Consider the following 18,193-nt stretch of genomic DNA (forward strand, 5'->3'; position numbering starts at 1 on the left):
GCGGTGCGCCGCTCCCACGCAGTTCATGCTTGCAGAGCGGTCTTTGCTCTCAGCGCTTGGCAATGATGTACACCGCGTGCACGATCCCGGGGATATAACCCAGCAGGGTCAGCAGGATGTTCAGCCAGAACGCGCCACCGAATCCCACCTGGAGAAATACGCCCAGCGGTGGCAGGAGGATAGCGATGATGATGCGAATGAAGTCCATGCGGTGCGCTCCTTGAAAGTGTATCAACACAGACTAGTCGCACCGCCCGGAGGTTCCACCGGGCAAAAAAACGCCCCTGGCCATGTATTTCAGACCAGAGGCGATGCGCAGGAACGCGAGACGGTTCGTTGAAATTCTGTATGCCGGTGCCAAGTCAGGCCGGAACTTCGCGGCGATTGTGCTGGTGGGCATGCAGCCGGGTGAACGCCCGGGCCAGGCGCTGAAGCATTTCGTCGATGTTGCCTTTGCTCACGGTCAGCGCCGGCGAGAAGCGCACAACATCGGCCTGCGGGGCATTGAGCAGCAAGCCTTCCTGCAATGCCGCCTCGACCAGCGGCACTGCGGTCCCCTCACGCAGTTGCAGCCCCCACAGCAGCCCCTGGCCACGCACTTCGCCCTGGCCATAGCGGCCAGCCAGGCGGCTGAGGCCATCGCGCAGGTGGCGACCACTGTCCATCACCTGCTCGAAGAACCCCTTCTCCAGCACGGTCTGCAGCACAGCCATCCCGGCAGCGCTCATCAGTGCGTTGCCATGGTGGCTGCCTTCCAGCTCGCCCGGTTCGGCGCAGCAGGCGCGTCCGCGGGCCAGCAGCGCGGCCAACGGCACACCGCCGCCCAGGCCTTTGCCGAGAGTGATGATGTCGGCCCGCACGCCGTAGGTTTCCTCTGCCAACAGGGCGCCGCAACGTCCTACACCGGTCTGCACCTCATCGAGGATCAGCAGAATGCCCAGCTCACGGCACAACCGCTCGACACCCTGGAGGTACTCACGGGTGGCCGGAATCACGCCGGCCTCACCCTGTATCGGCTCGAGCATGATCGCCACGGTGCGCGAGTCGACCGCCGCATGCAGCGCCGCCAGGTCGTTGAAAGGCACCTTGCTGAAGCCCGGCAAGCCGGGCTCGCAACGGTTGCATGGCAGCGGGTCGGACGCCGACAACGCCCCGAGCGTGCGCCCATGGCAACCTTGGCTGGCGGTAATGATGTGATAGGCGCCGTTGCGGTGCAGCTGGCCCCATTTGCGCGCCAGCTTGATCGCCCCCTCGCAGGCCTCGGCGCCACTGTTGAGCAGGTAGGCCTGATCACTGTCGGTGCGCTGGCACAGCAACTCGGCCAGGTTCAGCAGGCCGCGGCTGTGGTAGCCCGCGCCTGGATTGATCAAGGCCTGGGCCTGGTCGCCCAGGGCCTTGACCAGCACGCTCGGGCTGTGGCCCAGACTGTTCACCGCGCAACCCTGGGTGAAGTCCAGGTAGGCGTGACCCTCGTCGTCCCACAACCACGATCCCTGGCCTCGCACGAACACGTGCGGCGCACGTTCGATGCTGGGCATCAGCCGCTCGCGGGAGCACTGCGCGGCGGCCGGCACGCTCACCGAGGCACCCTTGGGCTCGGCGACGGCGGGTGCCGAACGGCGCAGGTTGAACAGGTTCATCGGGACTCCGGCCAATCACGGTGGTGGGCGGTCAAGGCTCCGGTCTGACGCCGGAATTGAATATTCTGCCTTGCCTATCAAAAGTGTTTCTCAGCTGCGGTAACAATCGCCGGGTTGAGCGCTGTAACCCGTTGGAATACGGCGATAGACTAGGGCTCTAGTCGTTTCCCGGCCATTTCGATTTCTCAGCTTTTTCGATAAGTATCACTTATGGATTTTCGCCAACTGCGTTACTTCGTCGCGGTCTATGAAGAAGGCCATGTGGGCCGCGCCGCCGAACGCCTTTCGCTGTCCCAGCCAGCGCTGTCCCAACAGATTCGCCAGCTGGAGCACAGCCTCGACCTGAGCCTGTTTGAACGCAGCAACAAACGCCTGCTGCCCACGCTCGCCGCGCATACCCTGTACAACCACGCCGTGCCCTTGCTCGAAGGCCTTCAACGGGCCCACGAGGCCATGGGCAACTTCAAGGGCCAATCACTGCGCACCCTGGCTATCGGGGTACTGCAGACCGTGCGGCCAAGCCTGGTGCCGCAACTTCTGGAGCGGGTGCGCAAAGCCCAGCCGCACCTGGTGGTACAGATCTATGAACTGTCGGGGTCAGAGATCGAGCGGCGCCTGCTCAACGGCAGCCTGGACATCGGCATCAGCTACCTGCCGCCACGCCAGCCTGGCCTGCATGGCTTGCTGCTGTACGAAGATGAACTGCAGTTGGTCATCCCCCGTGCCCACCCGTTGAAGGACTTCAAGAAAGTCTCGATGCGTCAGGCTGCCGAGTTACCGATGCTGATGCTTGGCGAAGAATTCCAGATCCGCCAGATCTGGAAGGCGCACCTGGCCAGCCAAGGGCGCAGGCCGCAGGTGCAGGCCGAGATGAACAACATGGCGGGTATCCTCGACAGCCTGGCGCACACTGCGCTGGCGACCATCCTGCCGGGTCGGGCCAAGGAAGCCACCCAGGACGACCAGGAGCTGCTATGGAAACCTCTCAGCGAGCCACGTATTCCGTTGAAGGTAGGCCTGGTGTTTCGTGACGCACAACGTCAACAGGCCTCGGTCGAGCTGCTGCGCAGCTTGTTGGAGGAAGAAGCCGACCCACGCCAGCTGGGGATTTCACCGTTGGACGTGCTTGTCTGAAACGCGCCCATAAAGAAAACCCCGCCTAAGCGGGGTTTTCCAGACTGTTTCCCTTCGACATCCCTATCACCCCGCCATCCTGGCAGGAAATCCTTCTTGTCCCTGTTCTATCTTTTCGCGCTTCCTGCGCAACTTCCTTGTAAGGCGTCCTGCTCTGTCCATTGCGCGTCCTGCGCTACGTCCATGTAAGAAAGAGTAACCGTGGATCCAATCTCAGGAAAGAGGCGAAACGTCACCACGTCTTGTAAGCCAAAGCTTACAAAAGAGGTTTGTTCACAAACATGTGCCGCCGGCAAAACAAAAAGCCGCCCGGCACCGGATGTATCCGGTGCCGGGCGGCCTCATGCCGCAATCAGGTTATCAAGCAGTCCGCTCGGGGTCAGAACTGCGCAGCGTCCAGCAGGTACAGCGATTCGCTACCAGCTTTCACCGACGCCGCCAGCGAATGGACTCGCGGCAACAGGCGTGCAAAGTAGAAACGTGCCGTGCCCAACTTGGCGCCATAGAAGTCCGCATCGCCTTCGCCGGCCTTGGCAGCCCGCGCCATCAGTGCCCACATGTAGGCGTAGGCGACATAACCGAATGCGTGCAGGTATTCGACCGAAGCCGCGCCGATCTCGTTGGGGTTGCCCTTGGCCTGATCCAGCACCCAGTTGGTCAGCTCGTCGAGCTGGTCGAGGGAGGCTGCCAGGGGCTTGGTGAACTCGCCAAGGTCAGCAGCGCTGACGGCGATGAACTCGCGAATCTCGTCGGCGAACAGCTTGTAGTAAGCGCCACCACTGGCTACCACCTTGCGACCGACCAGGTCCAGTGCCTGGATACCATTGGTGCCTTCGTAGATCTGGGTGATGCGCACATCGCGCACCAGCTGCTCCTGGCCCCACTCACGGATGTAGCCATGGCCGCCGAAGACCTGCTGGCCATGCACCGTGCACTCCAGACCCAGGTCGGTGAGGAAGGCCTTGGCAACCGGGGTAAGCAGCGCCACCAGTTCCTCACTGCGCTTGCGGGTCGCGGCGTCTTCGCTGTACTTGGCGCTGTCGAGCTGCATCGCCACATAGGTGGAGAACGCCCGGCCGCCTTCGGTCAGCGCCTTCATGGTCAGCAGCATGCGGCGCACGTCCGGGTGGACGATGATCGGGTCGGCCACCTTGTCCTTGGCCTGCGGGCCGGTCGGGGCGCGGCTCTGCAGACGGTCGCGGGCATACTCCACGGCGTTCTGGTAGGAGCGCTCGGCCGAGGCCAGGCCCTGGATGCCAACCCCCAGGCGCTCGTAGTTCATCATGGTGAACATGGCTGCCAGGCCTTTGTTCGGCTCGCCGACGATATAGCCGACCGCTTCGTCGAAGTTCATCACGCAGGTGGCCGAGCCCTGGATGCCCATCTTGTGCTCGATCGAGCCGCAAGTGGCCGGGTTGCGCGCGCCGAGACTGCCATCTTCGTTGACCAGGAACTTGGGCACCAGAAACAGCGAGATGCCTTTCGGGCCTGCCGGTGCATCCGGCAGCTTGGCCAGTACCAGATGGATGATGTTCTCGGTGAGATCGTGCTCGCCACCGGTGATGAAGATCTTGGTGCCGCTGACCTTGTAGCTGCCATCAGCCTGGGGCTCGGCCTTGGTGCGGATGATGCCCAGGTCGGTACCGGCGTGGGGCTCGGTGAGGCACATGGAGCCGGCCCAGACACCCGAGTACATGTTCGGCAGGTACTTTTCCTTGAGCGCTTCACTGGCGTGGGCGTTGATCGACAGGCAGGCGCCGGCGGTCAGCATCGGGTACAGGCCGAAGGCCAGGCTCGAGGCATTGACCATTTCCTCGACCTGGGCCGAAACGACCTTGGGCATGCCCATGCCACCGAAGAGCGGATCGCCGCCAACGCCGACCCAGCCACCTTCGGCATAAGTGTTGTATGCCTCGATGAAGCCCGCCGGGGTGCGCACCGAGCCGTTGTCCCAATGGCAACCCTCTTCGTCGGCGGCACGGCTCAGCGGCGCGATGGTCTTGCCGGTGACCTTGCCGGCCTCCTCCAGCACCGCCATGGCCGTATCGGCATCGACTGCCTCGGCAAGGCCGGGCAGTTGCGACCAGAGCGTGGCCACGTCGAAGACTTCATTGAGGACGAAGCGCATATCGCGCAGGGGCGCTTTATATTCAGCCATGACAACCTCTCGCTATCGGGGTCGGGGCGGCCGATGAGGGCCGCAGCACTGGGATGACCGCAGTGTAACCGAACAACTTTTACGAGACATAGGGTCATCATGCGACCGAATGGTCTACCATAGTCACTCACTAACCTGCCATGCGCACAGCACCACGACGCGACTGCTGGCCGAAGGTCATGACGCAGTTACGTCCCGCGCCTTTGGCGCTATACAGCGCCTGGTCGGCCGACTTGAGCACTTCATCGGGGTTGCGGTGCTCGGCCTGGCGCTCGGCCACGCCGATGCTGATAGTCACCGACACCGTGGTGTTTGCGCCGCCCCCGCGACGCTGGCGACCGGTTGAGTCATCCTGCGGCCGGCTGTTCTGGTCACGCAGTTGGATCGCATAGTTGGCGATCATCTCGCGTACCGCCTCCAGGTGGGGCAAGCATTCTTCGGCAGTCTTGCCGGCAAACACCAAGGCGAACTCTTCGCCACCATAACGGTAGGCGCGACCGCCGCCGGTCACCTTGGACAAGCGGCTTGCAACCAGGCGCAATACCTGGTCGCCGACATCATGACCATGGGTATCGTTGAATTTCTTGAAGTGGTCAACGTCGGTCATGGCGATTACATAGTTGCGCCCCAGGCGTTGCATACGCTCGTTCAAGGCCCGTCGTCCCGGCAGGCCGGTCAACTCATCGCGGAAGGCCATCTGGTAGGCCTCGTGGGACACCGCCGCGGCAATCATCAGCATCACCTGGCTGCACATGATGTTCAGGGTGAAGGGGAGGATGAAAGTCTTGGGCAGCATCCAGAAGATACCCACCAGGCCGATGATCTGTGCGGCATGCAACGGCCTGGGCTCACGCAGGTACTGCGCCACCAACAGGATGAACACCGCCAGGAACAGCGGATAGGCCAACTGGATTAGGCTCATCCACTGGCCATGCAACGAGGGCCAGCGGATCTCGGCCAGCCAGCCAAGTAGCGCCTCGGGGAAACTTTGCTCCAGCGCCACGGCCACGCTGCTAACCGCGAACAGCACGGCGAAACGGGCCAGAAGGTCCTGGGCCAGGTGCGTACGTTCCTGCCAGGCGCCATACAGGCCAAACAGCGCCGGCAACAACAGGCAAACCAAGTGGAAGATCACCGCGGCATCGTCACGGACCCGGCCGTTGTCGCGGTAGAAGTCGGTCTGGGTGTCGAGCAGGAAATAGGCGATGTACACCGTGACCATCAGGAACAGCTCACGCTGGCGGCGATACACCGCGCAGTAGGCGCCGCCCAGTAACAGAACCAAGGTGGGCAAAACATTGAACAGCGATGTGAAAAAGACACTGAGGTCCCTCACATAGGCTGCAGCGAGCCCCGCCAGCAGAAGGATCAGCGATGGCAGAAAGTGGCTCGCACGTACAGCGGATAGACGAAACAAGGGTAATCTCCGACCCGGCAGATCAATAATGGCATTGTGCCCCTACTTCATCGGCAGCGCACATGAATAGATGAATTTACGGACGCTTTAACGGCAAGGATGGCGGCCAGCTTGAGACTTTCTCGTAACTGGATGCGACATTGGCCTGTTGGCAAGGCCCATCGCGGGCCTCTGCCTAACTTGTGGGCTTGCCCCGCGACAGGCTCCTGGAGCCAAAATCACAGGCAAAAAAAACCGCCTGCCGGTAACGGCAGGCGGTTTCGTGCAACCGTCTGGGCTTAGATGGACAGACCGAAGTCTTCTTCCTTCATCGCCATCAGGTTGTCGGCGCCGGACAGAATGGCCGCCACGTGGGTGCGGGTACGCGGCAGGATGCGCTGGAAGTAGAAGCGCGCAGTCTGCAGTTTGGCGGTGTAGAACGCCTCTTCGCTGGTGCCGGCTGCCAGTTTCTCGGCTGCCAAGCGGGCGATGTCGGCCCAGAAGTAGGCCAGGCACGCATAGCCGGAGTACATCAGGTAGTCCACCGAAGCGGCACCCACTTCCTCGCGGTCCTTCATCGCGGCCATGCCGATCTTCATGGTCAGCTCGCCCCATTCCTTGTTGATCGCGGCCAGCGGCTCGACGAACTCCTTGGTGGCGGCGTTGCCTTCCTGGGATTGGCAGAACTTGTGAACGATCTTGGTGAAGCCTTTGAGCGCCTCGCCCTGGGTCATCAGCACCTTGCGGCCGAGCAGGTCAAGCGCCTGGATGCCTGTGGTGCCTTCGTACAGCATGGAAATGCGGCTGTCGCGTACGTTTTGCTCCATGCCCCATTCGGCGATGAAGCCATGACCGCCGTAGATCTGCACACCGTGGTTGGCCGACTCGAAACCAACTTCGGTCATGAACGCCTTGGCGATCGGGGTCAGGAAAGCCAACAGCGCGTCGGCCTTCTTGCGCTCTTCCTCATCCTGGCTGTACTTGACGATGTCCACCTGCTTGGCGGTGAAGTAGACCATGGCGCGGTTGCCTTCGGCGAACGCCTTCATGGTCAGCAACATGCGGCGCACGTCCGGGTGGACAATGATCGGGTCAGCGGCTTTATCCGGGGCTTTAGGGCCGGTCAGCGAGCGCATCTGCAGGCGGTCACGGGCATATTTCAGACCACCCTGGAACGCCACCTCGGCGTGGGCCAGGCCTTGCAGCGCGGTGCCCAGGCGAGCGGTGTTCATGAAAGTGAACATGCAGTTCAGGCCCTTGTTGGCGGGGCCGATCAGATAGCCGGTGGCGCTGTCGAAGTTCATCACGCAGGTGGCGTTGCCGTGGATGCCCATCTTGTGCTCAAGCGAGCCGCAGCTCACGCCGTTGCGCTCGCCCGCGCCTCCTTCGGCGTTGGGCAGGAACTTCGGCACGATGAACAGCGAGATACCCTTGGTGCCGGCCGGCGCATCGGGCAGGCGGGCCAGGACGATGTGCACGATGTTGTCGGCCATGTCGTGTTCACCGGCCGAGATGAAGATCTTGGTGCCGGACACTTTGTAGCTACCGTCGGCCTGAGGTTCGGCCTTGGTGCGCAGCATGCCCAAGTCGGTGCCGCAGTGCGGTTCGGTCAGGCACATGGTGCCGGTCCATTCGCCGGACACCAGCTTGGTCAGATAGGTTTCCTGCTGCTCTGGGGTTCCGTGCTCGGAGATGGTGTTCATTGCACCGTGGGAGAGGCCTGGATACATGCCCCACGACCAGTTCGCTTCACCGACCATTTCGCTCAGGGCCAAGCCCAACGATTCTGGCAGGCCCTGACCGCCGTGCTCGACGTCATGGGCCAGGCTCGGCCAGCCGCCTTCGACGAACTGTTGGTAGGCTTCCTTGAAGCCGGTCGGGGTCTTCACGCCCGCCTCGCTCCAGGTGCAGCCTTCCAGGTCGCCGACGCGGTTCAGCGGGGCCAGTACCTCTTCACAGAACTTCGCGCCTTCCTGCAGGATCGCGTCGACCATGTCGGGCGTGGCGTCCTGGCAGCCCGGCAGGCTCTGATAATGCGCCTCATAGCCGAGCAGTTCGTCGCGGACGAAGCGGATATCACGCAAGGGGGCTTTGTAATCAGGCATTGCGATGAACCTCTGTGATGAGTTCGGTAGGGAGACCGCGGGTACCGACCAGCTCTTGGCGGCTTTCGGTCAAACAGTTGTTTGAAACTTACGTTTAGGACGCCTCGCTGTCAAGGTGGGCTAACAATGGCATTTATGCCGCCTAATATGACAATTCGGCCAAACACCCTCAAACGTATCGCGGGGCAAGCCCGCTCCCACGAATGGAAGCGGGCTTGCCCCGCGAAGTAAGCGAATGTGGTTCAGCGAGTCAGGCGTAGGTGTCGATGAATCGGCCGAGCATTTCATCGGAAGCCTTGGCGACTTTGGCACCCAGTTCGACTTCGTGCTTGCCCAGGGCCAGTTGCACGGTGCTGGTGGCCAGATCCATCTGTTGGCTGCGGTCAACGCTGCGCAGACGCTCTGCCTGGTAGTCGCTGGACTGCCCGCTGGTGCCACGCTCGACGGCGCCGCTGGCGATCTGCTGGGCGGCCTGATCGACCCGGTTCTGCCCGTTCTGGATGGCACCCAGGCCCGCGTAGAAGGCGGAACTCGCATTGATTTCCATGTCAGGACTCCATGACGCTGGATGATGAACAGACCTTATTAAAGCAGCAGACCGGGAAAAAGGCCCGTTTAAATCCCTAATAGCCTAGTGCCAGCTGATAGGCAAAGGCCTAATCCAGCAGGTCCAGGTGCAAATGCTCTGCCACCGCAGCGGCGCTCGCTTGTTTCAACCAGGGTATGCGCCCCAGGCATGGCGCGGGCAGCCGCTCAGCCAGGCTCGACAGGTTCTCCTCCAGGCGCGATGTCCGCGGATCGACGATGTTCGCCACCCAACCGGCCAGTTGCAGGCCGTCGCGGGCGATGGCTTCGGCGCTGAGCAAGGCGTGGTTGATACATCCCAACCGCACCCCTACCACCAGGATTACCGGCAGTTTCAGGGCAATGGCCAGGTCTGACAGGTTGGCATGGTCGGACAACGGCACCCGCCAGCCGCCGGCCCCTTCGATCAAGGTGAAGTCGGCGTGCTGCGCCAGCACCTGCTGCATCGCATCACGCAGCACCGGTACGCTCAACACCACCCCCGCCTCGTGCGCCGCCACGTGTGGAGCGATGGCCGGCTCAAAAGCGAAAGGATTGACCGCTTCATACGGCATTTTGACCGAGCTTTCATCGATCAACGCCAAGGCATCGCTGTTGCGCAACCCTCTGGGCGTCACCATGCACCCGGATGCCACCGGCTTGGCCGCCAGCGTGCTCAGCCCCGACTGCATCGCCGCATGCAGCAGACCCGCGGCGATGGTGGTCTTGCCGACATCGGTGTCGGTGCCGGCAACAAAATAGGCCTGGCTCATGTCACTGCTCCCCGGCCAGCGGTTTGCGCAAGACGCCATACACCACCTGATAGGTGGCAGGCAGCCCCTGAGGCTGGCGGAACTGTTCATAGGCCTGCAACAGGCCCTGCATCCGCGCGCGTCCGGTCAACCCCGATGGGCGCCCCGGATTGAGGTTGTGCGCACCCAGTGCCTTGAGCTCGTGGGTCAGGCTGCGCACGTCGAGGTAATGCAGTACATGGGGACGTCGCTCCAGGTCGATCAGCTCCAGGCCGCTGTCCCCGCATAGACGCTGGTAATCCTCGAAACGCCGGAAGCGATTGACATGCACCATGCCATCGACGGCTTGCCAGCTGGCACGCAACTCATCGAGGGTGCCCACGCACAAGCTGCTGAATGCCAACACCCCGCCTGGGCGCAGCACCCGCCGTGCCTCACCCAGCACGCTGGCGAACTGGCCGCACCACTGCACCGCCAGGCTGCTGAACAGCAGATCTACACTGCCATCGAGCAACGGCAGACGCTCGGCGTCACCTGCCACATGGTGCCGGGCGCCGCCGTGCTCACGGGCATGGCGCAACATGCCCTCGGCGATGTCCACCGCCACACCATCGGCATCGTTGAAGCACTCGGCCAGGACCCGGCTGAAATGGCCGGTGCCACTGCCCATGTCCAGCCAGCGCGCTGGGGCGAGCCCTGCGGGCAGTTTATCCAGCAGCGCCATGCCTACGGCGCGCTGCAGGGCCGCGACACTGTCGTAGCTGGCCGCGGCGCGGGAAAACGAAGCCGCCACCTGGCGCTTGTCCGGCAGGGCACCGGGCAAGGTGGGCTGGGAAAGATCAGTCATCACCACTCTCATGCAGGAAACTCTTGATGCCCGCCGCCAGCTCCTGCGGGTACTCCAGCAGGAAGGCGTGGGAACTGTCTTCGACCAGGCCGACTTCCACGTCAGGCAACAGGTCGCTCAGGGCCTTGGCAGCCTCCACCGGTACCAGCGCGTCACTACCGGCGAACAGGTGCAACTGCGGGCCGCCGTATTGCTCCAGGGCAGCGCGTGTATCAAGGCTGGCCAGCACCTCCAGCCCAGTGGCCAGGTACAGCGGATCGGTGTCGGGCACGCCGACGCCCAGCTGGCGCAGCAAGGTGCGCGGTTGCAGCGCGCCGTCGCTGCACAAGGTACGAAAGCGCTTGAGTGTCACCTGGGTATGGCTGCGGCAGCCATCAAGGAAGGTGCCGAAGGTATCCGGCGCCATTCCGTGCGGCCAGTCCGGCCGAACGACGAAACTGGGGTTGCTGGCCAGGGTGAGCAAGCCGCAGCAATGATCGCCGCGCTTGTGCGCCAGGGCGCTGGCAAGCATGCCACCCAGCGACCAGCCGCCCAGCCACACGTCGTTGGGCAGCTTGCGGTCGAGGTAGTCGACCCAGGCCAGCGGGTCGTTGTCAGGCAGATCCGGCAACGGCATCAGTTCGACCTGCAGGCGCGGGTCCTGGGCACGCAGGCTGGCGGCCAGCGGCTCCAGTGAGGCGGTGCCCAGCCCCCAGCCGGGCAGAAGGATCATTCGGTTACGCATCGGCGGACTCCAGCTGTGGATAACACTCGGCCAATGCATTCAACAATAGCTGCACCTGCGCCTCACTGTGGGCAGCGCTCAGGGTCACCCGCAGACGGGCACTGCCGGCGGGTACGGTGGGCGGGCGAATCGCTGTGACCAGCAGGCCGCGTTCGCGCAGCAAGCGGGACAATGCCAGCGCCCGCCCCGCATCGCCGATAAGGATCGGCTGGATTGCAGTGTGGCTATCCATCAGGGTCAGGCCGATCGCCTCGGCCCCGGCACGGAACTGCCGGACCAGCGCGGCCAGGTGCTCACGCCGCCAGCGCTCCCGGCGCAGCAGCTCCAGCGCCTTGAGCGTGGCGCACGCCAATGCCGGCGGCTGGCTGGTGGTGTAGATGTACGGCCGGGCGAACTGCACCAGCGCCTCGATCAGGTCCTCGCTGCCGGCAACGAAGGCGCCGGCGGTACCACAGGCCTTGCCCAGCGTGCCGATCAGCACCGGCACATCATCGACACCCAGACCGAAATGCTCGACCAGGCCGCCGCCGTTGACGCCCAAGGTACCAAAGCCATGGGCATCGTCGACCATCAGCCAAGCGTCGCGGCTGCAGGCGGCATTGGCCAGGGCCGGAAGGTCGGCGCAATCGCCATCCATACTGAACACGCCGTCGGTAACCACCAGGGTATTGCCGGTAGCTTTCTCTAGACGACTGGCCAAGCTGGCCGGGTCGTTGTGCAGGTAGCGGCTGAAACGGGCGCCACTGAGCAGCCCGCCGTCGAGCAGGGAAGCGTGATTGAGGCGGTCCTGCAAGACTGTGTCGCCCTGCCCCACAAGCGCGGTGATAGCCCCCAGGTTGGCCATGTAGCCGGTGGAGAACAGCAATGCCCGGGGCCGCCCGGTCAACTCGGCCAGCGCTTCTTCAACGGCATGGTGCGGCGTGCTGTGGCCGATCACCAGATGCGAGGCACCACCGCCGACACCCCAGCGCTCGGCGCCATCGCGCCAGGCCTTGATCACCTCGGGGTGATTGGCCAGGCCCAGGTAGTCATTGCTGCAGAAGGCCAGCAGCGGCTGGCCATCGACCACCACCTGCGGCCCTTGCGGGCTTTCCAGCAGCGGCCGTTGACGATAGAGGTCCGCGGCACGCCGTTCGGCCAGCCGCGCGGCGAGATCGAAGGCCATGCTCAGGCCGAGGCTGCGTCGTAGAACAGCTCGCTGCTGCGCTGCTCGACCAGCGCCTGCTCGATAGCGGCCTGGTGCACTTCGTCGGCGTGCTCTTCGCGAGCTTCCGGCTGGATACCCAGGCGGGCGAACAGCTGCATGTCCTTGTCAGCCTGCGGGTTGGCCGTGGTCAGCAGCTTCTCGCCGTAGAAGATCGAGTTGGCTCCGGCCATGAATGCCAGGGCCTGCATCTGCTCGTTCATCTGCTCACGGCCTGCCGACAGGCGCACGTGGGACTTGGGCATGAGGATCCGGGCCACGGCAAGCATGCGGATGAAGTCGAACGGATCGACGTCTTCCTCGTCGGCCAGCGGCGTGCCGGCAACCTTGACCAGCATGTTGATCGGCACCGACTCCGGGTGCTCGGGCAGATTGGCCAGCTGGATCAACAGGCCTGCGCGGTCGTCCAGCGACTCGCCCATGCCAAGGATGCCGCCGGAGCAGATCTTCATGCCGGCGTCACGCACGTAGGCCAGGGTCTGCAGGCGGTCGCTGTAGGTACGGGTGGTGATGATGCTGCCGTAGAACTCCGGCGAGGTGTCGAGGTTGTGGTTGTAGTAGTCCAGGCCGGCCTGGGCCAGGGCCTGGGTCTGCTCCTGGTCGAGCTTGCCGAGGGTCATGCAGGTTTCCAGGCCCATGGCCTTGACCCCTTTGACCATCTCCAGCACGTAAGGCATGTCCTTGGCCGAAGGATGCTTCCACGCCGCGCCCATGCAGAAGCGGGTCGAACCGATGGCCTTGGCCCGGGCGGCCTCCTCCAGCACCTTCTGCACTTCCATCAGCTTCTGTTTTTCCAGCCCGGTGTTGTAGTGGCCGGACTGCGGACAATATTTGCAATCTTCCGGGCAGGCGCCGGTCTTGATCGACAGCAGCGTGGAGACCTGCACACGGTTGGGGTCGAAATGCGCGCGGTGCATGGTCTGGGCCTGGAACAGCAGGTCATTGAACGGCTGCTGGAACAGTGCCTTGACCTCGGCCAGGGACCAGTCGTGACGGGTTGTTGCAATTGCGCTAGCGCTCATCGGCGTTTCCTTATCTATGGTCTGACTGACGCCGGGACAGGAAAACCTTCCAGCGCATCACGGATAGCTCGCATAGTCACGGAAGGCCCATGAACTGTCAACCAATCAAGAACATACTGGTTTACATCTGTACAAATATCGATCAACCCTGTTTGCTCTGCGACGAGCCCGCAGGGCAGCCCTATTCCCTGTGCCTCGCCTGCGAACAGGCGCTGCCCTGGCTGCAAGAGCAATGCCGCCGATGCGCGCTGCCACTGGCCTTGGACGACCTTCTCTGTGGCAGCTGCAGCCGCCACCCACCGGCATTCAAACGGGTAATCGCGCCCTGGCATTACGGCTTTCCCGTCGACACCCTGATAAGCCGCTTCAAGCACAACAGCCAGTGGCCCTTGGGGCGGTTACTGGCCCAATTGCTCGGCCAGAGCCTGAACCAGCACTATTACGAAGGCTTGCCACGGCCTGACTGCTTGTTGCCCGTTCCCCTGGCCGGACGACGACTGCGCCAGCGCGGCTTCAACCAGGCAGCGATGCTCGCCCGCTGGCTGGGCAGACAATTGCGCCTGCCCTGCGACGAGCACCTGCTGCAGCGGGTGCGTGATACAACGGCGCAACAGGCGCTCGGCGCCAAGGCCCGGCAACGCAACCTGCGGCAGGCTTTCGCCCTCATCCCCGGCAGGGAACTGCAAGGCCTGCACCTGGCGCTGGTCGACGACGTGCTGACCACCGGGGCGACCGCGCAGACCATCGCCCGGTTGCTGCGCAAAGCCGGTGCCCGGCGGGTGGACATCTACTGCCTGGCACGCACACCGCGCCCGGGGCAGGCTTGACTTGCCCCTGTGGCGGCGGCAACGTCGCAGGACCTACACCACGCCTGATGTCCGCCCATGTCCCTACCCGCCTTGCTCGCCCAGCACATCACCCGCCGCCCACAGCGCATCGCCCTGCTGCAACATGTCGCCGAGCAAGGGTCCATCACCCGCGCCGCCAAGGCTGCCGGTATCAGCTACAAGGCCGCCTGGGATGCCATCGACGAACTCAATAACCTGGCGGCGCAGCCGCTGGTGGAGCGCAGCACTGGGGGTCGGGGGGGCGGTGGTGCCCGGCTGTCCGCCGAAGGCGAACGCATCCTGCGCCTGTACCAGCGGCTGCAGGCGTTGCAGGCAGAGATCCTGGAATCCGCCGAGGACAGCAACGACCTCGCGTTGCTCGGCCGGCTGATGCTGCGCACCAGTGCGCGCAACCAGTTGCAAGGGCGGATCAGCGGGCTGCGCCGCGAAGGCCGGCATGACCGCATCAGCCTGGACTTGGGCGGCGGTCTGGAGATCGAGGCCTTGATCACCCGGGGCAGTACCGAGCGCCTGGAACTGGCGCTGGGCGGCACCGTCGTGGCATTGCTGAAGGCGGGGTGGGTACAGTTGCTGGGGCCGGACGAACTGGCGGCGCAAGGCAGCAATTGCCTGCAGGCCAAGGTCGAGGAGCTTGTCGGTGAGCAGGACGGTCCCGTCGAGGTGCGCCTGGCGCTGGGTAACGGACAGACTTTGTGCGCTTTCGCCGAGGCTGACTGGCTGGCGCAGTATCAAGTCGTGCCGCAGAGCATGATGCGGGTGCAGTTCCATCCGTCGTTCGTGTTGCTGGGGGTGCCAGTCTAACCGTATACGACAAGGGCGGGGCCTGCCACGTGATTGGGGTAACATGCAGCCACGCCGTTCCCGCGCCTGGAGCCTTTCATGTCCCACCCCTTCGACACCCTCACCCCCGACCTCGTGCTGGACGCCGTGGAAAGCCTGGGCTTTCTCAGCGATGCGCGGGTGCTGGCGCTCAACAGCTACGAAAACCGTGTCTATCAGGTGGGCATCGAGGGGGAACAACCGCTAATCGCCAAGTTCTACCGCCCTGGGCGCTGGAGCGATGCGGCAATCCTCGAAGAACACGCCTTCACCGCCGAGCTGGCGGAGTGCGAAGTGCCCGTGGTGGCTCCGCTGCTGCACGAGGGTCGCTCCCTGTTCGAGCACCAGGGGTTTCGCTTTGCCCTGTTCCCGCGCCGTGGCGGCCATGCTCCGGAGCCGGGCAACCTCGACCAGCTGTATCGCCTGGGTCAGTTACTCGGGCGTTTGCATGCCGTGGCGGCCATCCGGCCATTCGAACACCGTGAACAGCTGACTGTGGACAACTTTGGCCATGCTTCGCTCAACACCCTGCTGGACGGGGGCTTCGTTCCTCGCGAGCTGCTGCAGGCCTTCGAATCCGTGGCCCGCGACCTGCTCAAGCGGGTCGAGGATATCTACGCCCGCACCCCGCACCAGCGGATCCGCCTGCACGGCGACCTGCACCCCGGCAACCTGATGCACCGCGACGACGTCTACCATGTGGTCGACCTCGACGACTGCCGCATGGGCCCGGCGGTGCAGGACCTGTGGATGATGCTTGCCGGCAGCCGCGAGGAGCGCCTCGGCCAACTGGCCGAGCTGATCGACGGTTACAACGAGTTCCACGATTTCGACCCGCGCGAGCTTGCCCTGATCGAGCCACTGCGCGCCCTGCGCCAGCTGCACTACAGCGCCTGGCTGGCACGGCGCTGGGATGACCCGGCGTTCCCGCCGAGCTTCCCGTGGTTCGGCCAGCCGCGTTACTGGGGCGACCAGATCCTTGCCCTGCGCGAACAGATGGCCGCGCTGGATGAACAACCGTTGAAATTGTTCTAGAAGCGCGCCGCGCTCTGTCTACAATAGGCGTCGCTTTATTTAGCTACCTAAGCAAGGATTCTGCATGCACGCCGCAAACCCGCGTCGCGGGTATATTCTGGGCCTTGGCGCCTACATCATCTGGGGCCTGTTCCCCCTGTACTTCAAAGCGATCCAGAGCGTCCCGGCGGTGGAGATCATCGTCCATCGGGTGCTTTGGTCGGCGCTGTTCGGCTCGCTCCTGCTGCTGGTATGGAAACACCCCGGCTGGTGGCGCGAACTGCGCGACAACCCCAGGCGCCTGGCCATTCTGGCCCTGAGCGGCACGCTGATCGCAGGCAACTGGCTGACCTATGTATGGGCGGTGAACAACGGGCGCATGCTCGAAGCAAGCCTGGGCTACTACATCAACCCGCTGATCAACGTACTACTGGGCATGTTGCTGCTCGGTGAGCGCCTGCGCCGCCTGCAATGGCTGGCAGTGGGCTTGGCGGCCCTGGGCGTGGCGCAACAGGTCTGGCAGGTCGGCAGCCTGCCCTGGGTATCGTTGGCGCTGGCCCTGTCGTTCGGCTTCTACGGCCTCATCCGCAAGCAGGCGCCGGTAGCGGCGCTGCCCGGTCTGGTGGTCGAGACCTGGATGCTGGTACCCCTGGCGATCGGCTGGCTGCTGCTGCACCCGACGGCCAACAGCGCCAGCCTGGCGTTTTTAAATAACAGCGAGGCCCTGTGGCTGATCGCCGCCGGCCCGGTCACCCTGATACCCCTGGTGTGCTTCAACGCCGCCGCGCGCCACCTGCCCTACACCACCCTGGGCTTCCTGCAGTACCTGGCGCCGACCTTGGTGCTGCTGCAAGCGGTGTGGCTGTTCGATGAGCACCTGACCTCCAGCAACCTGCTGGCGTTCGCGTGCATCTGGGCGGGGCTGGCGGTGTACAGCGTCGATGCCTGGCTGAGTTTGCGCAAGCGCGCCTGATCAATTAATGATCAAACAGCTACACGCCACGAAATTCGTAGCCTGTAGCGAGGTCTCCAGAGGTTATCCACACCCTCGTCCCCGTGGTTTGTGCACAAGCGACTGATTACTGAGTGTTTTTTGCTCAATGCTGGCTAACTAGCGTGGTTATTGGGCTGCAGCGGTACGCCCCCAGGTTATCCACAGGGGCGTCCCCGTTAAATCGGGATAACCGTGGGAGCCGTCTTGCCCCGCGATTGCCCGCTATCGCTATCAATCCTCCGACCGTAACTTCAACTCCACCATCAGATCATCCGCCAGACTCTCCAACCTTGCCTGCAAATCATCCAGCGACAGGGTCAACGGCAGCGCCAGCAGCGCATCGGCCTGGAACAACGGCTCGCTGCTCATCGGCGCCGGGCGCACCTCGGTGCTAAGACGCTCCACGTTCACCCCAAGCTCTGCCAGCAAGCGGGTAATGTCGCGAACGATGCCGGGCCTGTCGTTGCCCACCAGCTCCATAGCGATCGGTTTCCAGGTGCAGGACGGCTCTATGCCGCTTTCGGCGATCAATACGCGAATGCCGTGGTCGCCCAGTTTCTGCAATGACTCGACCAGTTCGGCGTAGTTCTCCGCCGGTACCGCCACTCGCAGGATCCCGGCGAACTGGCCGGCCATGCGTGACATGCGGCTTTCCAGCCAGTTGCCGTTGTGATCGGCGATGCACTGGGCGATACGTTCTACCTGCCCGGCCTTGTCAGGGGCAATCACGGTCAGTACAAGATGGTCCACGGTGCCACTCCTTCATTGCTCTGCAAGCGCCGCCGCAGATGGGGGCGATACGGGGATCGAATCAGTATAGGCAAGGCGCGGCAACCTGCCGCAGGACAGTCAGGGCAACTCATCGTGTACTGTTTCAAGATTTATCTGGAACAATCCACCTGTTTTTTGCGAACATATCGTCTCCCAGCGTGACCCCATGCGACCAATCGGTCGCAGAGCGACGCTTTTAGT

Annotated in this window: 17 protein-coding genes; 5 read left to right on the plus strand and 12 right to left on the minus strand. The window is 63.5% G+C overall.

Annotated features, from left to right (window positions below; all coding sequences use genetic code 11):
* Positions 1-49: 49 nt before the first annotated feature.
* Together BMY03_RS15020 and BMY03_RS15025 are read right to left on the minus strand one after the other, a co-directional pair.
* Positions 50-208 (minus strand): YqaE/Pmp3 family membrane protein, encoded by a 159-nt coding sequence (locus BMY03_RS15020; protein WP_003177654.1) that lies wholly within the window; start codon positions 206-208, stop codon positions 50-52.
* A gap of 154 nt (positions 209-362) precedes the next feature.
* The gene (locus BMY03_RS15025) at positions 363-1,640 is read right to left on the minus strand and encodes an aspartate aminotransferase family protein (RefSeq protein ID WP_094011525.1); all 1,278 of its coding nucleotides are present in this window, start codon (positions 1,638-1,640) and stop codon (positions 363-365) included.
* A 210-nt stretch (positions 1,641-1,850) separates the two neighbouring features.
* Here BMY03_RS15025 and BMY03_RS15030 point away from each other — a divergent pair, with 210 nt between their 5' ends.
* Positions 1,851-2,774, plus strand: coding sequence for a LysR family transcriptional regulator (locus tag BMY03_RS15030; protein WP_094011526.1), 924 nt, complete (start codon positions 1,851-1,853; stop codon positions 2,772-2,774).
* A gap of 379 nt (positions 2,775-3,153) precedes the next feature.
* On the opposite strand, the gene BMY03_RS15035 is transcribed toward BMY03_RS15030, so the two are convergent.
* From BMY03_RS15035 to bioB, 9 genes are all read right to left on the minus strand, one after another.
* Positions 3,154-4,932, minus strand: a complete 1,779-nt coding sequence (locus tag BMY03_RS15035; RefSeq protein WP_023629201.1) for an acyl-CoA dehydrogenase C-terminal domain-containing protein — start codon at positions 4,930-4,932, stop codon at positions 3,154-3,156.
* Positions 4,933-5,062: 130 nt separating this feature from the next.
* Positions 5,063-6,349: a GGDEF domain-containing protein gene (locus tag BMY03_RS15040; RefSeq protein ID WP_094011527.1), complete on the minus strand. Its 1,287-nt coding sequence runs from the start codon at positions 6,347-6,349 to the stop codon at positions 5,063-5,065.
* 278 nt (positions 6,350-6,627) lie between these two features.
* Positions 6,628-8,433: a phenylacyl-CoA dehydrogenase gene (locus tag BMY03_RS15045; RefSeq protein ID WP_094011528.1), complete on the minus strand. Its 1,806-nt coding sequence runs from the start codon at positions 8,431-8,433 to the stop codon at positions 6,628-6,630.
* A gap of 250 nt (positions 8,434-8,683) precedes the next feature.
* Complete coding sequence (locus BMY03_RS15050) at positions 8,684-8,980, minus strand: hypothetical protein (RefSeq protein ID WP_038707227.1); 297 nt, start codon at positions 8,978-8,980, stop codon at positions 8,684-8,686.
* A gap of 109 nt (positions 8,981-9,089) precedes the next feature.
* A complete protein-coding gene (gene bioD, locus BMY03_RS15055; protein ID WP_094011529.1) occupies positions 9,090-9,770 on the minus strand; it encodes a dethiobiotin synthase in 681 nt (226 codons plus the stop codon).
* Position 9,771: 1 nt separating this feature from the next.
* Entirely contained in the window at positions 9,772-10,596 is an 825-nt protein-coding gene (bioC, locus tag BMY03_RS15060) for a malonyl-ACP O-methyltransferase BioC (RefSeq protein ID WP_038707226.1), read from the minus strand.
* A complete protein-coding gene (locus BMY03_RS15065) occupies positions 10,589-11,320 on the minus strand; it encodes an alpha/beta fold hydrolase (protein ID WP_023633172.1) in 732 nt (243 codons plus the stop codon). The genes bioC and BMY03_RS15065 overlap by 8 nt, the downstream gene beginning before the upstream one ends.
* The gene (gene bioF / locus BMY03_RS15070; RefSeq protein ID WP_094011530.1) at positions 11,313-12,485 is read right to left on the minus strand and encodes an 8-amino-7-oxononanoate synthase; all 1,173 of its coding nucleotides are present in this window, start codon (positions 12,483-12,485) and stop codon (positions 11,313-11,315) included. The genes BMY03_RS15065 and bioF overlap by 8 nt, the downstream gene beginning before the upstream one ends.
* 2 nt (positions 12,486-12,487) lie before the next feature.
* Positions 12,488-13,546 carry a biotin synthase BioB gene (gene bioB / locus BMY03_RS15075; RefSeq protein ID WP_094011531.1) on the minus strand — a complete coding sequence of 353 codons (1,059 nt, stop codon included), beginning with the start codon at positions 13,544-13,546 and terminating at the stop codon, positions 12,488-12,490.
* Between the two features lie 89 nt (positions 13,547-13,635).
* Between bioB and BMY03_RS15080 the strand changes: the two genes are divergently transcribed.
* From BMY03_RS15080 to rarD, 4 genes are all read left to right on the plus strand, one after another.
* The gene (locus BMY03_RS15080) at positions 13,636-14,373 is read left to right on the plus strand and encodes a ComF family protein (RefSeq protein WP_094011532.1); all 738 of its coding nucleotides are present in this window, start codon (positions 13,636-13,638) and stop codon (positions 14,371-14,373) included.
* A gap of 57 nt (positions 14,374-14,430) precedes the next feature.
* Complete coding sequence (locus BMY03_RS15085) at positions 14,431-15,195, plus strand: TOBE domain-containing protein (RefSeq protein ID WP_094011533.1); 765 nt, start codon at positions 14,431-14,433, stop codon at positions 15,193-15,195.
* 78 nt (positions 15,196-15,273) lie between these two features.
* A complete protein-coding gene (locus BMY03_RS15090; RefSeq protein ID WP_094011534.1) occupies positions 15,274-16,248 on the plus strand; it encodes a serine/threonine protein kinase in 975 nt (324 codons plus the stop codon).
* A 64-nt stretch (positions 16,249-16,312) separates the two neighbouring features.
* Positions 16,313-17,200 carry an EamA family transporter RarD gene (gene rarD, locus BMY03_RS15095; RefSeq protein WP_094011535.1) on the plus strand — a complete coding sequence of 296 codons (888 nt, stop codon included), beginning with the start codon at positions 16,313-16,315 and terminating at the stop codon, positions 17,198-17,200.
* Between the two features lie 252 nt (positions 17,201-17,452).
* Here rarD and BMY03_RS15100 read toward each other — a convergent pair whose 3' ends face one another.
* A complete protein-coding gene (locus BMY03_RS15100; protein WP_023630882.1) occupies positions 17,453-17,971 on the minus strand; it encodes a glycine cleavage system transcriptional repressor in 519 nt (172 codons plus the stop codon).
* Positions 17,972-18,193 lie beyond the last annotated feature (222 nt).

This window comes from Pseudomonas soli (assembly GCF_900110655.1).
Taxonomy (GTDB): Bacteria; Pseudomonadota; Gammaproteobacteria; order Pseudomonadales; family Pseudomonadaceae; genus Aquipseudomonas; species Aquipseudomonas soli.